Annotated in this window: 19 protein-coding genes; 15 read left to right on the top strand and 4 right to left on the bottom strand. The window is 39.9% G+C overall.

The genetic code is table 11. From position 1 onward, the window contains the following. The first annotated feature begins 6 nt into the window (after positions 1–6). From FTU38_RS05685 to FTU38_RS05695, 3 genes are all read left to right on the top strand, one after another. Entirely contained in the window at positions 7–2,187 is a 2,181-nt protein-coding gene (locus FTU38_RS05685; protein ID WP_180110733.1) for a TonB-dependent receptor, read from the top strand. A gap of 12 nt (positions 2,188–2,199) precedes the next feature. Then, a complete protein-coding gene (locus FTU38_RS05690) occupies positions 2,200–3,315 on the top strand; it encodes an NADH:flavin oxidoreductase/NADH oxidase (protein ID WP_180110734.1) in 1,116 nt (371 codons plus the stop codon). An 81-nt stretch (positions 3,316–3,396) separates the two neighbouring features. Then, entirely contained in the window at positions 3,397–4,326 is a 930-nt protein-coding gene (locus FTU38_RS05695; protein ID WP_180110735.1) for an AEC family transporter, read from the top strand. 72 nt (positions 4,327–4,398) lie between these two features. Here the strand turns inward: FTU38_RS05695 and FTU38_RS05700 are convergent, their stop codons facing one another. Further along, on the bottom strand, positions 4,399–5,205 hold the full coding sequence (locus tag FTU38_RS05700; protein ID WP_180110736.1) for a tetratricopeptide repeat protein: 807 nt from the start codon (positions 5,203–5,205) through the stop codon (positions 4,399–4,401). Positions 5,206–5,455: 250 nt separating this feature from the next. Here FTU38_RS05700 and FTU38_RS05705 point away from each other — a divergent pair, with 250 nt between their 5' ends. Both FTU38_RS05705 and FTU38_RS05710 read left to right on the top strand, forming a co-directional pair. Continuing rightward, positions 5,456–5,701: a hypothetical protein gene (locus tag FTU38_RS05705; protein ID WP_078191141.1), complete on the top strand. Its 246-nt coding sequence runs from the start codon at positions 5,456–5,458 to the stop codon at positions 5,699–5,701. Positions 5,702–5,908: 207 nt separating this feature from the next. After that, the gene (locus tag FTU38_RS05710; protein ID WP_180110737.1) at positions 5,909–7,093 is read left to right on the top strand and encodes a sorbosone dehydrogenase family protein; all 1,185 of its coding nucleotides are present in this window, start codon (positions 5,909–5,911) and stop codon (positions 7,091–7,093) included. 106 nt (positions 7,094–7,199) lie between these two features. Here the strand turns inward: FTU38_RS05710 and FTU38_RS05715 are convergent, their stop codons facing one another. From FTU38_RS05715 to FTU38_RS05725, 3 genes are all read right to left on the bottom strand, one after another. Continuing rightward, positions 7,200–7,721, bottom strand: a complete 522-nt coding sequence (locus FTU38_RS05715) for a hypothetical protein (RefSeq protein WP_078191139.1) — start codon at positions 7,719–7,721, stop codon at positions 7,200–7,202. A 137-nt stretch (positions 7,722–7,858) separates the two neighbouring features. Then, a complete protein-coding gene (locus tag FTU38_RS05720; RefSeq protein WP_180110738.1) occupies positions 7,859–8,584 on the bottom strand; it encodes a folate-binding protein YgfZ in 726 nt (241 codons plus the stop codon). Between the two features lie 123 nt (positions 8,585–8,707). After that, entirely contained in the window at positions 8,708–10,729 is a 2,022-nt protein-coding gene (locus FTU38_RS05725) for a multicopper oxidase family protein (protein ID WP_373683974.1), read from the bottom strand. 654 nt (positions 10,730–11,383) lie between these two features. Between FTU38_RS05725 and acnD the strand changes: the two genes are divergently transcribed. The 10 genes from acnD to FTU38_RS05775 all read left to right on the top strand — a co-directional run bounded on the left by acnD (position 11,384) and on the right by FTU38_RS05775 (position 19,830). After that, positions 11,384–13,999, top strand: a complete 2,616-nt coding sequence (acnD, locus tag FTU38_RS05730; RefSeq protein ID WP_180110739.1) for a Fe/S-dependent 2-methylisocitrate dehydratase AcnD — start codon at positions 11,384–11,386, stop codon at positions 13,997–13,999. A gap of 93 nt (positions 14,000–14,092) precedes the next feature. Next, positions 14,093–15,004, top strand: a complete 912-nt coding sequence (locus tag FTU38_RS05735) for a hypothetical protein (RefSeq protein ID WP_180089187.1) — start codon at positions 14,093–14,095, stop codon at positions 15,002–15,004. After that, positions 15,004–15,630: a hypothetical protein gene (locus tag FTU38_RS05740; RefSeq protein WP_180089188.1), complete on the top strand. Its 627-nt coding sequence runs from the start codon at positions 15,004–15,006 to the stop codon at positions 15,628–15,630. The genes FTU38_RS05735 and FTU38_RS05740 overlap by 1 nt, the downstream gene beginning before the upstream one ends. Positions 15,631–16,049: 419 nt before the next feature. Continuing rightward, a complete protein-coding gene (locus FTU38_RS05745) occupies positions 16,050–16,265 on the top strand; it encodes a hypothetical protein (protein ID WP_111884814.1) in 216 nt (71 codons plus the stop codon). Between the two features lie 127 nt (positions 16,266–16,392). Next, positions 16,393–16,968 carry a DUF4126 domain-containing protein gene (locus tag FTU38_RS05750; protein ID WP_111884815.1) on the top strand — a complete coding sequence of 192 codons (576 nt, stop codon included), beginning with the start codon at positions 16,393–16,395 and terminating at the stop codon, positions 16,966–16,968. 107 nt (positions 16,969–17,075) lie between these two features. Beyond that, on the top strand, positions 17,076–17,234 hold the full coding sequence (locus tag FTU38_RS17010; RefSeq protein WP_373683973.1) for a DUF2569 family protein: 159 nt from the start codon (positions 17,076–17,078) through the stop codon (positions 17,232–17,234). A 217-nt stretch (positions 17,235–17,451) separates the two neighbouring features. Then, complete coding sequence (locus tag FTU38_RS05760) at positions 17,452–17,661, top strand: hypothetical protein (RefSeq protein WP_078191130.1); 210 nt, start codon at positions 17,452–17,454, stop codon at positions 17,659–17,661. Between the two features lie 105 nt (positions 17,662–17,766). Next, positions 17,767–18,024, top strand: coding sequence for a hypothetical protein (locus tag FTU38_RS05765; protein WP_180027257.1), 258 nt, complete (start codon positions 17,767–17,769; stop codon positions 18,022–18,024). A gap of 752 nt (positions 18,025–18,776) precedes the next feature. Beyond that, on the top strand, positions 18,777–19,019 hold the full coding sequence (locus FTU38_RS05770) for a DUF6868 family protein (protein ID WP_078191128.1): 243 nt from the start codon (positions 18,777–18,779) through the stop codon (positions 19,017–19,019). Positions 19,020–19,125: 106 nt separating this feature from the next. Then, positions 19,126–19,830 carry a DUF1003 domain-containing protein gene (locus FTU38_RS05775; RefSeq protein WP_180027256.1) on the top strand — a complete coding sequence of 235 codons (705 nt, stop codon included), beginning with the start codon at positions 19,126–19,128 and terminating at the stop codon, positions 19,828–19,830. Positions 19,831–20,551 lie beyond the last annotated feature (721 nt).

The following is a 20,551-nucleotide window of genomic DNA, read 5'->3' on the forward strand; positions in this document are numbered from 1 at the left end:
TGCTCTATGCAAAGTAAATTTAACGTCACATCATTTAAGACACATTTACTTTGCCTGACGGCATGTATTAGCCAACAGTTGTATGCAGAAACAGGTTCTACGGAACCTGTTTTACTTCCTGAGATTACCATTGAAGCACCACGAACCAATACCACATGGTTAAAAACACCGGCATCGGTATACCGGGTACAGCAGGCTGAAAATAATAACAATACGGGTGTGAATCTGTCTGAAACCTTAAAAGGTGTGCCCGGACTACAACTGAATAACCGTGAAAACTATGCACAAGACTTGCAACTGTCTATGCGAGGCTTTGGCGCACGTTCAACATTTGGTGTGCGTGGTATCCGTTTATATGTTGATGGAATCCCTGCGACCATGCCGGATGGTCAGGGACAGACATCAAATATCGATATGAGTAGCTTAAATCATATCGAGGTATTGGGTGGGCCATTTTCCTCTTTATACGGTAATTCTTCGGGTGGGGCAATCTTAACAACAACCAAGCAAGGTACTGGAAAAGACTCTATCGAACTCGGCTATTCGGGCGGCAGTCATCATAAAAGTCGTGCTGATATTGTGCTGCAAGGTGGCTCAGAACGGGCCAATGAGCCTAGCTATGTTGTCAGTTCTTCTTATTTTGAAACTGATGGTTACCGTGATCATAGTGCTGCAAATAAGGTACTCAGCAATGCAAAACTGACGTGGGATTTGGATGATGGTTCCAAGGTCAATTGGATTGTGAATCATGTGGATATCAATGCCGATGACCCACAAGGTCTGAATCGGGAGCAATTGCGTCAAAATCTGAAACAAGTTAATGATGCCAATAATACTTATGATGTACGTAAGGAAATTAGCCAAACTCAAACTGGGTTGACGTGGAAAAAACCATTGAATGATCAGCATGAACTTAATGCAATGGTATATATGGGGCAACGTAATGTCACCCAATATCAATCAATTCCAAAATGTGCTTTAAAAATAGGTACAAAAGATTGTATCCCGAATACCATTCAATTAAATCAAAGACATGCAGGTGGTGTGATTGATTTTAGCCGTGATTATTATGGAACAGATATTCGCTGGACAGGCAAAGACCTCTTGCCGAATACGCGTTTTACTGCAGGCCTTGCCTTTGATTATATGGATGAAGACCGTAAGGGCTATGAAAATTTTGATGCCAATGGAAATTTTGGCAAGAAAGGCAATATTCGTCGAAATGAAAATAACACCTTGTGGAATTTAGACCCCTATGTACAAGCTTCGTGGAATTTTTTACCCAATTGGACTTTAGATACAGGGCTACGATATAGCAATGTTCATTATGAATCTGACGATAAATATGTCGTGGGTTTAAATAAGGATGACAGCGGTAAAACTGACTATGACAAAGTTTTACCTTCAGCAGCAGTCAGCTGGAATATTGCGCCTCAACTGAATGCCTATGCCAGTTATGCCAAAGGTTTTGAAACACCGACCTTTACAGAAATGGCCTATTCCAAAGATGACGGCATGAATTTTGATTTAAAACCAGCCAGTAGCAATAACTACGAGCTTGGGCTTAAATCACGAAATGCATGGGGGAATTTCACTGCAGCGGTGTTCCAAAGCAAAACTCAAGATGACATCGTTTCTGCTGGGACAGAGGAAGGGCGTGCAACCTATAGAAATGCCGATAAAACCTTACGTGAAGGTGTTGAGCTTTCGTGGAATAAACAGCTATGGCGAGATTTAAGTGCGCAAGCAAGTTACAGTTATATCGATGCCACATTTGATGCTTTTGTTCCAGAAATACCGAATCCTACAGATCCAGCGAAACCTAAAGCGTCATCTATTAGATCGGGTGCGAAAATTCCGGGTATTGCCAAAAACCAAGCGTTTGCCGCACTGAATTGGCAGCCAGATATTGGCTTTAATGCCGGCCTAGATGTGCGCTATATGGATAAAGTCTATGTCGATGATGCCAACAGTGATGCTGCGTCGAGCTATACCGTGGTTTCTGCCAACGCAGGTTATGTATGGAAACAAGCAGATTGGAAAGTTAAAACCTATGTACGTGCAGATAATTTGTTTGATGAAAACTATGTCGGTTCAGTGATCGTCAATGATGGAAACGGACGCTTCTTTGAACCCGCGGATGGGGTGAATTGGAGTGCAGGATTAAGTGTGACCAAAGCCTTCTAAAAGGAGAGTGATGTGGCGTTGTTATTTCAACCAATTCAGTTTGGAACATTGGGGCTGACTAATCGAATCGTGATTGCACCCATGTGTCAATATTCTGCCAATGAGCAAGGGGAGTTAAGCTATTGGCATGAACAACAATGGGCGAATTATGCCTTGTCAGGTGCTGGACTTTGTATCGTCGAGGCAACGGCTGTACAGGCAGAGGGGCGCATTAGCTATGCAGACCTCGGCCTTTGGAATGATATGCAACGCGCACAGATGAAGGCACTATTGGCCAAGGTGAAATCACTTTCACCTATGCCATTTGCTATCCAACTGGCACATGCGGGTCGTAAGGCATCGACAGATAAACCTTGGGCAGGACGTGGACAATTACCCCCAGATCACCCTCAAGGATGGCAAACTGTTTCAGCAAGTGAGTTGCCCTTTAATGCCACAGATCATGCACCCCATGCTTTAAGCCGAGAAGAAATCCAGCAGATCATTCAAGACTTTACCGATTCAGCAAAACGAGCGGTAGATGCAGGCTTTGACTTAATTGAGCTACATGCCGCACATGGTTATTTGCTGCATCAATTTATGTCGCCATTGTCGAATCAGCGTAGCGATGAATATGGTGGCAGTCTGGAAAATCGCATTCGGCTGACGCTTGAAGTGTTCCAAGCCATGAAAAATGCCGTTCCTGAAGATTATCCAATTGGGGTACGTATTTCTGCAACTGACTGGATGGAATATACTGAAGCACCGAGTTGGGATCTAGACTCGGCTGTTGGCTTGTCAAAAGCGCTTGCACAACTAGGCACAGCCTATATTCATGTTTCTAGTGGCGGCTTAGATGTTGCGCAAAAAATTCAATTACAAGCCAGTTATCAAGTGCCTTTTGCTGAAGCCATTAAGCAAGCCGTTCAGGTTCCCGTAATTGCTGTGGGTTTAATTACCGAAGCAATGCAAGCCGAAGGCATCTTACAATATGGCATGGCAGATGCGATTGGTCTTGCTCGTGCAATTCAATATGACCCGCGTTGGCCATGGCATGCCGCTGCTGAACTCGGTGAAAACCTAAAAATTTCTCCGCAGTATTTACGCTGTCAGCCTCATGCACAAAGAAGTCAATTTACGGCTTTCTAATTATCAAAATTTATAGCGGTCCGATCTACACTCTCAGGTTGAGGGTGTGGATGGAAGAGTCTATTACACAGGATATTTCGTATGGTCTTTGAGGTGATTGGTCCAATCTTTTTTCTTTTGGCCTTGGGATATCTGTCTGTAAAATGCAGTTTATTGAGTAAAGAACAGGTCGGAACCATTGGTGCATTTGTGATTAAGATTGCACTGCCGGCTTTGTTTTTTCAGTCATTAGCTTCTAAAGATTTGCATCAAATTTGGTATCCCGGCTATTTCTTTGTTTATACCGGAGTCACGTTTTTACTGTATGGCATGGCCTATTGGCTATTGTCGACACATTTTAAAAATAATATGTCGCAAACAGCGGTACTGTCACTAGGCGCTGGTATGTCAAATACAGGTTTAATTGGCACTGCAGTGCTAAGCTTGTTGGTCGGTCAAAATGCGATGACCTATACCTCACTAATCGTCATTATTGAAAGTGTGCTACTGATTCCAACGGTGCTGGTCCTTGCACAATTAGGAAGTTCACAGCAAAAAGCCAATATTGGCGACATCATCAAAAATACCTTAATGACCCTGTTAAAAAATCCACTCTTTGCAGGGGTAATGTTAGGAATTGGGTTTGCAATTTTCCAAATTCGTTTACCTCATCAAATCAATGATGTACTGGCGATGTTAGGTCAAACGGCTTCACCACTGGCGCTGTTTGCAATTGGTGGAGGGATTGTCGGTATGAGCTTAAAGTATGTGAATGCTCAGAGCTTCTATTTGGTGATTTCAAGCAACTTGGTGATGCCTTTACTGACTTATTTAGGCTTACGCTATTTGACCGATGTCAGCCAAGAGATGTTATATGCAGGGACGATTATTGCCGCATTACCGATGCCGACGATTTTTGCCATGCTAGGACAAGTGTATGGCTTAAATGAAAAGACCTTAACGCCTTTGTTGATGAGTACCATCTTGGGCTTTGTCGTAACAGGTATATTAATCAGTTTGTGGTGGGCGTGATTTTGATCAGATCAAGATTTGCTTAAACCTATGAAAAAGCCCTGCATGTGCAGGGCTTTTTTTAATGCTCAATTAACTCTTTTTCGCATTGGCTTTAGGTGCTTTGGCTTGTTCAGCAATCATTTTATCCACGGTTGCCAAAGATTCTTTCGCTTGCGGAATATTTTCTTTGGCTAATGCACTAAATATTTTTTTAGCTTCAGGTAAATTTTGCGGGATGATATTGCCATTTACAAACATATTGCCCACTGCCATCAATGCAGGGACATAGCCTTTTTTCGCTAACTCTTGAATGCTATTCAGACCTTGCTGAATAGGCTTTTCATTTTTAGCTTTAAAGCCAGCACTGATGTCATAAAGTGCTTTGGCATGAATCGCAGGGTAGTTGCCTTTTTTAATCAGCGGATCAAGTTTACTGAGTGCCAATTTATCTGACTCAGGTTTATTTTCTGCAAAAAGTAAAATGGCATAGTCGATGGAGGCATCGTCAAACCCTGCCGAAGATGCGCGTTCTAAATATTGTTTGGCCTTATTGGTGTCTTGTTTTAAGCCCAGCGTGCCCGTTGCATAATTTTTACCTAACACATAGTTAGCAACTGGGTAGCCTTTGGCTGCAGCCTGTTCATAGAGTTGGATGGCTTTTTTCTCATCCTTCGCTACGCCTTGACCTGTTTGAGTAAGATAGCCCAAATTATAAGTGGCCTGAGCATTACCTTTTGCTGCAAGCTTGCTCAGTGTTTGGTAGGCGCCATTCATATCTTTGGCCTTGACCATGGCTTCCACTTTAGCAAATTCAGGATCGACGGCATCTGTTTTGGTTTCAGCAAAAGCGAATTGAGTGCTCATTGCTAAAATGCTTGCGAATAGGATTTTTTTCATCTTAAAACCTTTTTGTAAATCATACACATAATTCCGTTTATGTGTTTTGGTGGTTATTTTTGTCGGTTTTTACATCATAGGTAGATTTACGTAAATGTAAAGTGAGGAATTGTGATTTAAAGCGTTTTTATAAAATAATGTTGATTGCCCTTAGCGCATTAAATGCCATGACTTTATTGCATCAAAAGCCTTTGCAAAAAAGCAGGACTCTGATTTAATCGCGCATTGTTATTTTCTCTGAGGCAGCGCGATGTTTATTAAAGGCATTAAACGCAATTACGATAAAATTAATGCAGATGAATCGATTGCAGATGAAGATAAAATTGATGCGCTTTTGATGAAACTGGGTGCAGAGTTTTTAGTCAGTAAAGAGGATCGTGTTTATATTTTCAAAAAAGGCGATTTAGAAGCTAAATTTGATGCCAAACATGCGCGCGCCTATCATTTTAAAGAATATGTATGCAAAGACATGAATAAGTTGTTTCATGGATTTTGATTAAAATCATGATTTAAAAACGAAAACGTGAGGGGGAATAAAGTTCCTCCTTATTTTTGATTGTTGTGTACTGCAACAGCGTATGTAATTTAAAAATCCTTTATTTTCAAAAGTATAATATTTTCTAAAAATATAAATTGAATAAAATAGATACAAGGCATCTATGATGAATACAGATATACATGATTCATTGAGATGTATTTAAATATGATAAAAATAAGTGCCATCTTCATCCTCTGTTTAGTTTGCTCAATGACCAGTTGGACTCAACAACCCAAGCTTGTACCTCATCCAATCCACTTAAAAAATGGCAAGCAGTTTTCTTTAAATTTGCCTGCAAATTTCGAGATCATTCCTGCTGCTGAAGGTCTCAAACGGGTACGCTTTTTTTCGCAAGCGCCTGATCGCAGAATGCTTGTCACGGATATGTATGACCTAACAGATAATAAAAAAGGTACTGTATATATATTGGATGATTGGAATGCTGACACCGGTAAATTTGGCAAAATCATTCCTTATCTGACCGGTTTGAGAAATCCAAATTCAGTTCAGTTTTATACCGATGCACAAGGACAGGATTGGCTCTATTTGGCGGAAACGCATCAACTGACACGGCAAAAATTTAGTAGAGGTGAAACTCAGCCTTTGAGTAAGGCTGAAGTTTTAGCGACATTTCCAGATTATGGTTTGAGTTATAAATACGGTGGTTGGCATCTGACGCGGACGATTGCAGTCGGTGGAAATGGAAAAATCTATGTGTCGGTTGGCTCGAGTTGTAACGCCTGTGTAGAAAAAGAAAAAGTGCGAGCATCCGTCATCGAGATGAATCCTGATGGTTCAGAGCAACGGATTTATGCGACAGGTTTGCGTAATGCTGTTGGGCTAAAATGGATCGGAAAATTTCTATTTGCGACCAATCAAGGTTCTGATCATTTGGGACGTAAAAAGCCAGATGAAACTTTTTATGCGCTAAAACAGGATGTCGATTATGGTTGGCCCGCATGTTATTTATGGCAGGGCAAAGTCTTGGCGGATGCTAAATTTAAACGTGCATCAGGCTGTAAAAATATTCCATCGCCCTATGCCTATTTCCCTTCGCATTCCTCAGCACTGGGTTTTGATTATTTTGATGACCCTCATACCGATTCCACCATTAAAAATGCTTTTTTAGTGGCTTTGCATGGCTCTACCGACGAGGCGATTGGCCATGGCTATCAAATTGCAATGATGCGTAAAGGACAAAAACTTGAAACCTTTATGGATGGCTTTTTAGTCGGTAAAACGGTGCATGGGCGACCTGCTGATATTTATAAGATCGATGAAAAATCTTTTTATTTTTCAGATGATCGGGCAGGGGTGATTTATTATGTGAGGGAAAAAATGAGTGATTAAAAAGCCAAAGTTTTTAGGCTTTGGCTTTGAGTGCTTAGGGATGGTCAGAAGATTTAGATGGTCAGACCTGATGTCAGAATTCTAGTTTATATACGGTCAAAAATGGCTAATCATAGCGTTTCAGTTCTAAGTCTTCATTCTTGAAATGGGCAATCGAAATATGATTATTTGCTGCAATATTCTTAAAGCGTAACCATAGAAAAAATTCAATAAGATTGATTCCAATTCCCCAAAAAGATGTATTTAAGAGGGTGAGTTGGGTGTCGTAGGCAACATGAAACTCGAAGCCTGTGCTACTGAAGCCAAATGAGCTTTGCATAAAGAGAAAAAAGCCAGTTGTTACTTTTGGATAGTAAATGACTAAGGGTGTGATAATAATCGGGACAAGGCTTAAGCTGATCCAAAACAGTATTTTCAAGCCTAGAACATCTCTTTTCCAATATTTGATAGCGCCCATTAGCATGAAAAAGAGTTGGGCATACAGTACAAGAATAATAATCAAAACAAGTAGAGATAGCTGAATTGAAAGCAATTGATTGCCGAGTATGACCATGCCTAGAAGGGCAAAAATTCCGTAATAAAGGGCAATGATCTTGTGCTTTGGGTCTTGAAATTGTGTCTGATGCATCGTTATATAGTTTATTGTTAAAATTCGGAGTGCATTTTAGTTTAAAAATAGTCAAATTAATATGATGAATTTTAAAATTTAAAACTTAGATTTATTATAAAAGAAGATAGCTAAATGTAGCTATCTTCTGAATTTATTTAAGCTGACTGCGGACGTGCCACATCACCATTCAAAGCTTCAGGCAAGGCTAAAACAGTTACATCTAACTCTTCTAAAGCTTCTGGACGAGCAACAACCAATGCTACATAACCATTATCTACAGCCGCGCTATTGACGACTTGTACGCCTTTATTCAGGTGTTCGCCTTGTGCAGGAGCAGTGCCTGTACCTGAAATCGCATGCAACCAAGCTTTCGGTTTGGCTTTAAACCATAAGCGTGCAATCACTTCCTGACCCAAATAACAGCCTTTGTCATAGTGGACACCTTCACGCTGATGTAGACGTAACTCTTGCGGTTGGAACACATGTTCAATAGCTTGGTCGATATAGGCCTGACCCGCTTGAATCGCTTGAATTTCCCATGCAACAACATCCGTCGGTTCCGAAGTAAATGTCGTTTCATCACCGACTAAACTTGGAAAAACTGCACCAGTTTCTTCAAGTTTCATCTTAGAAAATGCACCATATTTTTTAATATGTTTGGCAAATTCTTCGGCTTGATCTGCTGTAGTGACAATAGAAAAACTTTCAGCACTGTGTTTGGTGAGCCATAAACCAAAATGAATACGGCCTTTGAGGTCGCAGATTGCGGTATAACGTGTTGCATTTTCTTCAAGGCGTTCAACATGCAAAGTCACTTGCCCTTGTAGAAATTTTTGTGCATCGACACCGTTGAGAGAAAAAGATGTGAATGCCATAGACATTGTCATGACCAGCCTCAGTATAAATTTTAGATATCATTAATCATGTTATTTTGCAGCAAGCCGCAGTGTTAGGCAAACAAAAAGCCCATATTGATATGGGCTTTTGTACAGCAGAGATCTGTCTTAGTGACTGTGTGTCGGCATATCGCTTGCAGTCATATCCATAGTGGAATGATGTGAAGGCGGTTCACTATTACAATCATATTGATCGCCACAAATACGCACGGTTTCCATCATGCCTTGATCTTCATGGTCTAAAATATGGCAGTGCAGAACGAAGTCGCCTTCAAATTTTTCGTACTTACTGCGTACAAAGATTTTATAGCCGTGTTTGACGAAGAGCGTATCTTTCCAAACGCCTTTCATTCCATGGTATTGCGAGTCAATATTTCCTGCACCATCTTTATCTGAGCTGCCGATGGCGCTGACATCGACACCATTTTCATTCAATATTTTCACGACTTGGAATGGATTGACATGAATATGGAAGGGATGACTGGCAACATTACTGCTTAACTCCCACTCTTGAGTTTGCCCGATTGGAAGCTTGCGGACATAGCTATGGTGGGTATGGTCTTCATCATGGTAGGCATCGCCAAAGCTGATCAAGGTACCTTCTTCGGCATGACGAATACCAAATTTAAAGCTGCCATCTGTATTGAACAGAATGTCAAAGTTGGTGATTTGCTTCGCCATCGTTTTGAGCATTTCATCGACTTCAGCAGTTATTAAACTCGCATGCGAGATAAAGGCTGATAAATCACCCTGTTCGAGCTGTGCAATCACTTCTGGTGCCAGTTTTAGTTGGGTGGCCTGACTTTTTAAGAAGTTAAACGGCGTTTGCTGCGGTAGTTGAGTTGCTTGCACATTGACCCAACCGAGGAGCTGTGTATTGAGTTTTTCTTCTGGTGCGCGACGAAGTAATGGACTTGATTCAGGCGCATTAATTTCATCTTCCAGATTCAGCTTGGCATCGTATACACAGTATTTATTGGTGGTCGGGAAGGAGAGCATGGCATCAAAGCGATAACCCGGTTGAAAAATTTCAACCCCTTGCTTTTGGATTTTTCCCATGGTCAAGCCGTCTTGTGCAAGGGTATATAACGGTAATGTTTTCAGCGTTTTAAACTGTGAAGACATCGACTTGCTTTGATACTTTTGACATTCGCTCAGGGTTTGCTCTGCGGTAAAGAGCGCAGAATCAGGTAGTTCTTTGATGGTCAAACCAATGGTGTCACGGATACCGCCGTGAATCATGCGCCAGCGGTGGTATTGGTTCTGATCCACCTTAATTTCACCAAACATTTTGCCATTGATACTGGTAAAACGATTTTCATCCGCCCATGAGGTGGGTATATCGAGTTTTGAATAATCTTCTAAGCTATAGATGCAGGGTGTACCATTCACTTGGCTTAAATTGCTGTCGCAATCTTCATTGTATTGAATCTGCTGGAACAGCATGATTTTTTCATGGTCATACTGCTGGTTTTTTTGATTTTTCCATAAGATGTCCAAATCTCCAGTCTGCTGAATTTGCCCCTGACGAATGACAGGTTTCCGCTCTCCCTCAATAATCAAAGGGCCAGCCATGCCACTTGAGACCTGAATCGCGGTTGAACCATGCACATGCGAGTGATACCAAAATGTTCCCGCAGGATGATTCGGTTCGATCTTAAATTCGTAATGAAAATCTTGCTGAGGTTTTAAGCTCAAAAATACGTTGTCACTATTTCCTTGCGGGCTAACCCAAAGACCATGTGTATGTAAATTTGTGGTGTTAAAACAGTTCCCTTGGTTAATATTGGTCACTGGACTTGGACAGGTCTCCGTCGATTCAACAGGGAGGTGATTGACCAGATGAATTTTTAAATTGTCACCTTGTTTCGCACGAATTTGTGGGCCAACCAGTACATCAGAGACACTGCCATCGCTATTTTTCGAGTTCCAGAGTTCAGGTTTAGTCAGATAGCCTCTGACCTGTAATAGGTCATTTTCACCGGTTTCAGGGTCGTATAAGGCTTGGCGTTTATACGCTATCAGTAGTTCATGTTGACCTTGTGCATTGGCTTTCAAACGTGGTGGATTCGAGACGACAGTCGGTGAGTCTACTTCCTCTTCTTGAATCGTCGAATCTGTTGTCGCCACAGGCAATGAAGCTGAGACAGCTTAAGAGGCAGCCAGCCCCAATGATGGTTTTAAATTTTGTCATGATCTTTCCCCAAAGCATAATGACGGTAGAACAGTAGTCGCTGATTTATTTAGCTAAGGTTTTGTAAATATTGTGATTATTTTGGCGAGTACAGAGAATTACTGTGCTTGTATGTCGTGCTTTTATTATCTGAGAGAGGGGTGATTCGACGCTATCCCTGCAAATAGGGATAAATTGAGAATTAAGATAAAATAAATAATAAAACCGTGTTTTGATTCACATTGTGGCTTTGAGGCGCAATGAGCTAATTAAGTAATTTAATGCCTTGATTATTAAATACTAAAATTGATAAGACTGATTTTTAACCAATTTGGTTGATATTTAGATTAAATATTATGCAGTGCAATTTACCTTAGACTAAAGAATGAGGCGGATTTGCAGCTATTTTTCAAAAAAATTCACATTTAGAGCGAATATTCCAAAGTTAGTGTAACTAAATATTTCAAAAACCCCTGTTTTTATATTTAACCCTATGAAATATATGAGATTTGGGAAATGGGTTTTCGGCAGTGTAGTATGCCTATCGAACAAAGATGAATTGTCTATGAAAAAGACAACGCAAAAAATGAAAGACCGAGGGCAGGAACGCTATGAACAACAACTACCGTAAACCGCTGCAAGGCACCCAGCTAGAATACTTCGATGTACGCCAAGCCGTAGAAGATATTCAGCCAGGCGCATACGCAAAACTCCCATATACATCTAAAGTCCTTGCAGAGCAGTTGGTTCGTAAATGCGACCCTGCAATCTTAGAACAGTCTTTAAAAGAACTGATTAACCGTAAACAAGACCACGATTTCCCTTGGTACCCTGCACGTGTGGTGTGCCATGACATCTTAGGCCAAACCGCATTGGTTGACCTTGCAGGTTTACGTGATGCGATTGCAGACCAAGGCGGCGACCCATCTAAAGTGAACCCTGTTGTTCCAACGCAGCTCATCGTTGACCATTCTCTTGCTGTAGAGTTTGGCGGTTTTGACCCAGACGCATTTCAGAAAAACCGCGCAATTGAAGACCGTCGCAACGAAGACCGTTTCCATTTCATTGAATGGACCAAAACAGCATTTGAAAATGTCGATGTGATCCCTGCGGGCAACGGCATCATGCACCAAATCAACTTGGAGAAAATGTCTCCAGTGATTCAAAACCGTGATGGTTTAGCATTCCCTGATACCTGTGTGGGTACAGACTCACATACACCGCATACTGATGCATTGGGTGTGATTTCTGTCGGTGTCGGCGGTCTAGAAGCTGAAAACGTGATGCTGGGACGTGCATCTTGGATGCGTCTGCCAGACATCATTGGTGTAGAGCTTGTCGGTCAGCGTCAAGCAGGCATTACCGCAACTGACATCGTGTTAGCGCTTACAGAATTCTTGCGTAAAGAACGTGTGGTTGGTGCTTATTTAGAGTTCTTCGGTGAAGGTGCAGACAGTATGTCTGTAGGCGACCGTGCAACGATCTCGAACATGACCCCTGAATATGGCGCAACGGCTGCGATGTTCTACATTGACCAAAACACCATTGATTACCTGACATTAACAGGCCGTGAAGCGGATCAAGTGAAATTGGTTGAAAGCTATGCCAAAGAAATCGGTCTTTGGGCGTCAGATATGACAGCAGCGGAATACCCGCGTGTACTGCGTTTTGATTTGTCGAAAGTGACTCGTAATATTGCAGGTCCATCGAACCCACATGCACGTGTATCTACGGCTGATCTAAAAGCCAAAGGCATTGCAGGCAACTTAGAAGCAGCACGCGCGCAAGAAGCAGAAGGTTTAATTCCAGATGGCGCGGTGATCATCGCGGCCATTACTTCATGTACCAATACTTCAAACCCACGTAATACCGTGGCAGCAGGTTTGCTTGCACGTAAGGCAAATGAGCTGGGCTTGGTACGTAAACCTTGGGTGAAATCATCTTTTGCACCAGGTTCTAAAGCAGCCGCTTTATACCTCGAAGAAGCAGGTGTATTGGGTGATTTAGAAAAATTAGGTTTTGGTATTGTTGCCTATGCATGCACCACATGTAACGGTATGTCAGGTGCGCTAGACCCTGTGATTCAGCAAGAAATTATTGACCGTGACTTATATGCTACAGCGGTACTTTCAGGTAACCGTAACTTTGACGGCCGTATCCATCCATACGCAAAACAAGCATTCTTGGCTTCTCCACCTTTAGTTGTGGCGTATGCCATTGCAGGGACGATTCGTTTTGATATCGAAACAGATTCACTGGGCAATGACAAAGACGGTAATCCAATTTACCTGAAAGACATTTGGCCGTCTGATGCTGAAATTGATGCATTGGTGAAAGAAGCGGTTAAACCTGAACAGTTTAAGAAAGTGTATATCCCAATGTTTGACTTGGGTGAGCGTGAAAAAGCGGCAAGCCCGTTATACGACTGGCGTCCGCAAAGTACTTATATCCGCCGTCCGCCGTATTGGGAAGGGGCTTTGGCTGCACCGCGTACACTTGCAAATATGCGTCCGCTTGCAATTTTGCCAGACAACATCACCACAGACCATTTATCGCCTTCAAATGCGATCATGATGGATTCGGCTGCGGGTGAGTACCTGCATAAAATGGGCGTGCCTGAAGAAGACTTCAACTCATACGCAACCCACCGTGGTGACCATTTAACTGCACAGCGTGCGACATTTGCCAACCCGAAATTGTTCAATGAAATGGTGGTTCGCTCTGACGGTACGATCAAACAAGGTTCAAAAGCGCGTGTAGAGCCTGAAGGCGAAGTGATGCGTATGTGGGAAGCGATTGAAACATATATGAACCGTAAGCAGCCGCTCATCATCATTGCAGGTAAAGACTACGGTCAGGGTTCGAGCCGTGACTGGGCTGCCAAAGGTGTGCGCCTTGCAGGTGTAGAAGTGATTGTGGCGGAAGGTTTTGAGCGTATTCACCGTACTAACTTGGTGGGTATGGGTGTGTTACCGCTTGAGTTTAAAGCAGGGACTGACCGTAAAACTTTGAAGCTGGATGGTACTGAGCTGTATAGCGTGATTGGTAATATTGCACCGCGTTCTGATTTAACTTTAGTGATTGAACGTTCTACGACTGATGGCAAAAATGAAATCATTAAAGTGCCTGTGACTTGCCGTTTGGATACCGAAGAAGAAGTGCATGTGTATGAAGCGGGTGGTGTGTTACAACGCTTTGCACAGGATTTCTTGGAGGGAAGTATTTAATTTCCTTATTTGCTAGCTTGTTTGTATATAACAAGCTAGCAAATCAGTATTATTCTTATGATAAAATCATATTTTTATTAATAAAATTTTAAAATGGATAACATTCTGCAAAAGGGACACTATAGAAAGACATTTTATATTTTGATTGGGGTAATTCTTTTATTCTCTATCATTGTAAGATTATTTGTTATCCCATATTTAGCTGGGTCATCAGTTTCTTGGTCTACATTTTTCACATCGTTCTTTGATAATTTTATTGTGACACTTATCATCACAGTTTTTATTGGTAGTTTTATTTTTTGGTTAACACCTAAAAATGCCTTTAGAGCTAAGATGGAGGTAATAGAAGCTAAAGAAATAAATCCTACTCTTAAGTCTGTATTAGCATCTACAAAATGCTGGATTTATAAAGGTACTTGTGGGCGTTATACAAGAGCAACTACAATTCCTAAGCTAGCAGAAGCTGCGAGAAACTCAAGTTTTGGTAGAGATATAACAATTTGTTTATTAAATCCAAGCAATGAAAAGCTATGTAATGAATATGCAATTTATAGAAAAAGTTTAAAATCTGCTAATGCTTTAAATCCTTGGACTAAAAAAACTGTACAAGAGGAAATTATAGCTACTGTAGTAGTAGTTCTTAAATATACATATTTACAGCCTTTACTGCGTATTAATGTGTATTTTGTAGATCATTTTTCAGCTTTCAGATTGGACATATCAGATTCATACGTTATTGTTACTAAAGAAGATAAAGAGGCTTCCGCTTTAAAGGCTGATGCTGGAACATATTTTTATGATTCTTACAAAGATGATGTTCGTTTAACAGAGAGACAATCTAAGAGTTTAGGTCATTTTCCTGACTTAGTTTTCAATGAGAATGTGGATGAAAGTAAGTTAAGAGAAACTTTGTCACATACAGGTTTCTTTGATTTTTCAATGCTGTCACCAGAAAGTATTCAAAGCATTTTGTTAAAAATCAATGATCCTAAGGATCCTTATTGATGATTGCTAATACTATTAATGAATTTTTAGAACTACTAGATAACAAAGAATTATCATTAATTCATATTCTTAAGCTAAGGGAAAAATTAAAAAAGCCTTTTAAACGACATCCTTTAGGTTTTTATGCTTGTACATTATTCGAGGAACACTCGCGTAAAATTAGATTGCATTACTGGGATTTATCTAATAGTAATGAACTACAATCACCAGAGTTAATGATACACGATCATATTTTTGACTTTAAAAGTTGGATTTTATCCGGATCAATTGAGAATATTGAATATGAAATTGATGAAAAAGGGCAGGTTTATCATTTGTATTCAACTTTTTACGAGAAAAACTGTTCTATTTTAAAAAAGACGACAGAGTCTATAAAAATCTTAGAAAAAAATGTACAAGTATATGAAAATGGTCAGTCCTATAATATGAAAGCTGGAGTACTTCATAAAACAAGAACAATACAAGATAAAACATTCACGATTCTTTATACAGAAGATACAGAAAGGTTAGTTCCACGTGTATTAGCTAGAGATTCAGCAGAAAAGAAAATTGTATATGAACGTAAGGAGATAACAGAGCAAGAAATAAAAGAGAAGTTGTATTCTATTTATCCAGTTTCAATATAGTCCTTCTTCGCTCAATCCCTACACTTTGCTAATAAAACGATAAATCTCATTCAATACAATAAAGCTACACTGCTATGAACCCTGATGCAGACGCTGAAATATCCGACCGCTTTGCAAACGACAAATTTGGGGGGCAGTTCGCATTGAGGTCGTAAATCATCCATATGTCAGTGACGCGACATTAGTCAGATTATTAGAAGCTAAAGTTAGTAAGCGCGATGTCGTTCATCATGCAGCATATAAAAAATTGATGGAGCGAGGCATCAAAATAGATGAAGATAAGAATCTAGATGTGATTAATTATAAATAAGATATTGAATTATAGTATTTATTTAATTTTGTGGAGGTTGGAAATCAAAAAACACCAAAATTTCCATTCGAAATTATGCTTTGCCTAAATGCCATTATCAATTGTCGAAATGACCAATAGACATTCATCACAAGAGGGTTATACTGAATCTACCATTTCTAAAAACACATGGAGAACAAAAATGGTTACTGCTGGTCAAAAACCCGGAACAGGCTTCTATTTTTGTGTTCAATGCGGACACCGCGTCTACTTAGAAATTGGTACTGATCGTTTACCACCGTGTACCAAATGCCAAGGCAATCAATTTAACAATAAGAATGCCTAAGCTGCAAAACACTAACAGTTATCCGCTGTTTAGAAAGAAAAGCCCTATCACTCGATAGGGCTTTTTGCTAACGTATAAAACTGCATATATAAAAACAAATTGTACGTTTAACCGTTCGGAGAAGCCCATGGAAACAATATTAGGACTGTGTATTGGTATTGGCTTAAGTGCTGCTTGTGGCTTCCGTGTCTTTGTACCTTTATTGGTGATGAGTGTTGCTTCCATTTTAGGACTATTCGAACCGATGAAAGGATTCGAATGGTTGTCTATGCCTGCAGTATGTATCGGCTTAGCAATTGCGACTGTCTGTGAAATTGCCGCGTACTATATCCCTTGGGTAGACAATGCCCTCGACACCATTTCAACACCTGCAGCCATGATCGCAGGGACCATCGCCACAATGGCAGTAAGCTCAGGTGAAATGTCACAGTTTGCCAGTTGGGCGGCAGCAATTATTGTCGGTGGTGGTACAGCAACAGCAGTACAAATGAGTACCGTCGCAGCGCGTGGCGTATCTACCGCAACCACAGGTGGCGTTGCAAATCCAATCTTATCTACAGGGGAATGGATTGGTGCTGCAGTCTTGTCAGTATTGGCCTTTTTAGTCCCATTTTTCGTGGTGATCTTAGTGATTGCAATCGTGATCTGGTTGGTTCGCCGCATACGCCAAAAACGAACTGTACAGGTCGATACCCCTTTATAAACCAATCAATATTTCACTCTAAAATGAATCCATCTTTTAGAGTGAGTGATCTGCGTTTTGTTTAATAAATATAAAATTAAAAATCAGAAACTGAGTATTAGCAAAGTTTGATAAAGATTATAAAAATTATAAGAAGCGCTACTGATACACAGACCATCATGCAGTTAGCGACGAGTACTATGGGTTGTCTGATTTGGACGCCGTATTTGTTGATGTCAGTTCGAGTGAAAAATACCTTTACTCAACATTCAAAGCACTCGGCTTAAGCACATAAATTTGATCAAACAATTGCAACTATCTGTCCTAAAAGAGCACATCATTCTGCGTTTAAGTCATCCAAGAGACGCCTAAAAATATCTTTAAAATATGGTTGATTTTTGAACAATAAAGGCATAATTTTATTATGTGATTATAAATCACATAATTTTTATATGGATTTATTAATCATTTGAATTTTATAAAAAATAATGAGGGGAATGGTAGATGATTAAATTTATAGTGGATGAAAATGCCTTAACGAATGGCTCGCATTTAATTCACAATGGTACGCAAGGATGTGTAGACATGCCGCAATTTGACCAGCAAATATTGATTGGTTATTTTGCCAATTTCGAACTCGCTTATAAGCGTGCACGAATGAGCTGGCCAACAGAAAAAGTTGTCGGTTGCGATAAATGCTGTAGTCAAAGCTAGAAATTCAACATGCATTAACCTTGAAATAAAGCTGTATATCCAAGAAAAATGGCGCAGAAATTGCTAACTAAAAAAGGTAATCGCGTTATGAATAGGATATACAGCATGACCACAGAAACCATCCGTTCTACAAAATATCCAGCAGAGGCGCATGCCTATGCAGCATGGCCTTTGATCCTGATCATCATTGGTGGTGCGATTGGACTGGTATATGCCGTGATTGCATATCTGATCAATCTCAAAATATATGCATCAGACCTCAGTCGAATGAATAAAATTTTGGCCAATTTACTCTGTGGCATGGCGGCATGTAGTGGTTGGTGGTTTAGCGCACACTGGGTACAAAGCTATTTAGCTCATTGACCAATACCTCGTTGAATAGATCAACCCTAATATCGGCAGAACATGGATAGGCTTAGATCTCTACTCAGAGGACGATACTTTGTGAGTCGTGTTCAACCTAGATGTATGAAGTTAAGGGGGATGAATGCTCAGTGGCTATACATTTTAAGTTTGACGCTGTATTTGCACGTTTGAGCTGTTGTAAAAGAAAATTTTCTTATAATTGGACAAATCTGCAGATAAAAAACGCTGAAATGAGCTGAAAAGATAAAATATCCTGCTAAATCTAAAATGGCTGAAAAAATTTGCTGAATTTGTGGAAAATTAGAAAAACTTAGGAAATTAATCCCGATGCCCTTTGGTTAAAGTATATCTCAAGGGTGTGATAGAGATTGAAAAGAGTAGCATGCTGTCAGTGGTGCAAAACACGCGTACAGTACTCACCCAAAAGGTCTCGATTCAGCTTAGGACGCTATAAACCAGAAGTTTATAGGCTATAAGATCATGACTTATAAAGTGATGATAGTTGAAGTAAACAACATTGTTTTCTCTTATACCACCCCAAAAATTTAAGCCAAAATAAAAAAGAATAATAAATCATTACTCCTTTAATCCGCACAAAACAAACCACACCAGTGAAATCAGCACAAGCTCAAAGATCGTCAGGCATCTCTCTTAAAAATAGTCCAAATCTAAGCGGAAATTTAAAAGCAATATTCAATTGCTCGAAAGGGGCATAAACTAAGGATAAAAATACGCTTAGGAGATTTGCCATGAACTTGAGTCATTTAAGCGATTTCTTGCTGTATAGCTTAGTGATTAACTATCTGATTTTAATCATTTGGTTTGTGGTATTTGTCTTTGCTAAAGATTGGATGAAACGCCTGCATGGGCAGTGGTTTAAGCTGAGCGATCAGCAGTTTGACGCTATTCATTATGGTGGAATGGCTGTCTATAAAATTGGTATTTTACTTTTGAATTTAACCCCCTATATTGCATTGCACTATCTAAAATAGGCTTAACCATAAAAAATACTGAGTGTAAAAGCACAAGCTGCTTGCATTAAATTTAGGCAAAACAGTATGCTCAAAAGAACATAAAATTCAATTGGGCAAGGCAAGAATGAACGGGAAAGTAGAATGCCGTACTTGTTTGGTGTGCAAAAAAAGTTTCCCACTGAAAAATATGATTCCAATGGGAATCGTGCGTAAAGTCATTACAGAAGAAATTGCACAGGATTTTCCTGAATCTGGTGCTCAGGACTATATATGCCAAACTGATTTGACCAAATACCGTATGCAATATGTACAGTCAATTCTGAACTCCGAACAAGGCGAAGTCTCCAATTTAGAATATGAAGTGCTGAACAGCATGCAGCAGCATGATCTGATTAGCAAAAATGTTGAAGAAAAGCTGGATCAGCAGTGGAGTTTTGGCGAAAGGCTAGCGGATAAAATTGCAACATTCGGCGGTAGCTGGGCATTTCTTATTTGTTTTACATTGTTTTTAGCAGTGTGGATTTTAGTCAATACGGTGGTAATGGTGAAGCATCCTGCTGATCCTTATCCTTTTATTTTGCTGAATTTGATGTTGTCTTGCCTCGCTGCCATACAAGCGCCCATTATTATGATGAGCCAGAACCGTCAAGAAGCTAAAGACCGCATGCGTTCGGAAAATGATTATCAAGTGAATTTAAAAGCTGAATTAGAAATTCGCCATTTACATGAAAAGATAGATCATTTGTTGATGCATCAATGGGATCGTCTTGCCAAGATTCAGGAAATTCAGTTGGATTTACTGTCCGAAATGAGTAAAAAGAAGCAATAGTGTGCTTTGAACAGCATAAATAATTGTTATTTGAGTACTAAGTCTTGGCGAAAATTCTCGGGAAAAGTCATTTATCAGATGGAAAAAATGCTAAAACATGATGCAAGAAGAAAATATTTTCAATATATCTTTAAATGTGAAAAATATTTTTAAAATAAGTCAAAAATAGTAATTTTCAGGGAAACAATCCCTCATCGATACCACTACTATATATCTCAAGGGTGTGATAGAGATTGAAAAGAGTAGCATGCTGTCAGTGGTGCAAAACACGAGTACAGTACTCACCCAAAAGGTCTCGATTCAGCTTAGGACGCTATAAACCAGAAGTTTATAGGCTATAAGATCATGACTTACAAAGTGATGATAGTTGAAGTAAACAATACTGTTTTCTCTTACACCCTAAAAAATTTTTAAGAATTCAATCGAATAATAAATCCTTCCATCTTTTTCAAAATTCCAAACTTCGCATTCATTCCAGACAAACTTTGATCATTGCTGATGTAATGAATATCACGCAGAACAACTCAAACTTAATCTAAGCTTCGGATTGTCCTTTTTCACAAAGTTGTTATGCTTAACTATCTAAATTTTAAATAGGGTCTGTTGACATTTGTTGATTAAAAAAATAGCGAGATAGTAAAATTAAATCGCCAAACCCAATTTTACACTCGCTATGCCTCGAACAATGCTAAATGATCAACACTGGTCCAAGTTACTTGCT

The organism is Acinetobacter sp. YH12098 (assembly GCF_013419235.1).
GTDB lineage: Bacteria > Pseudomonadota > Gammaproteobacteria > Pseudomonadales > Moraxellaceae > Acinetobacter > Acinetobacter amyesii.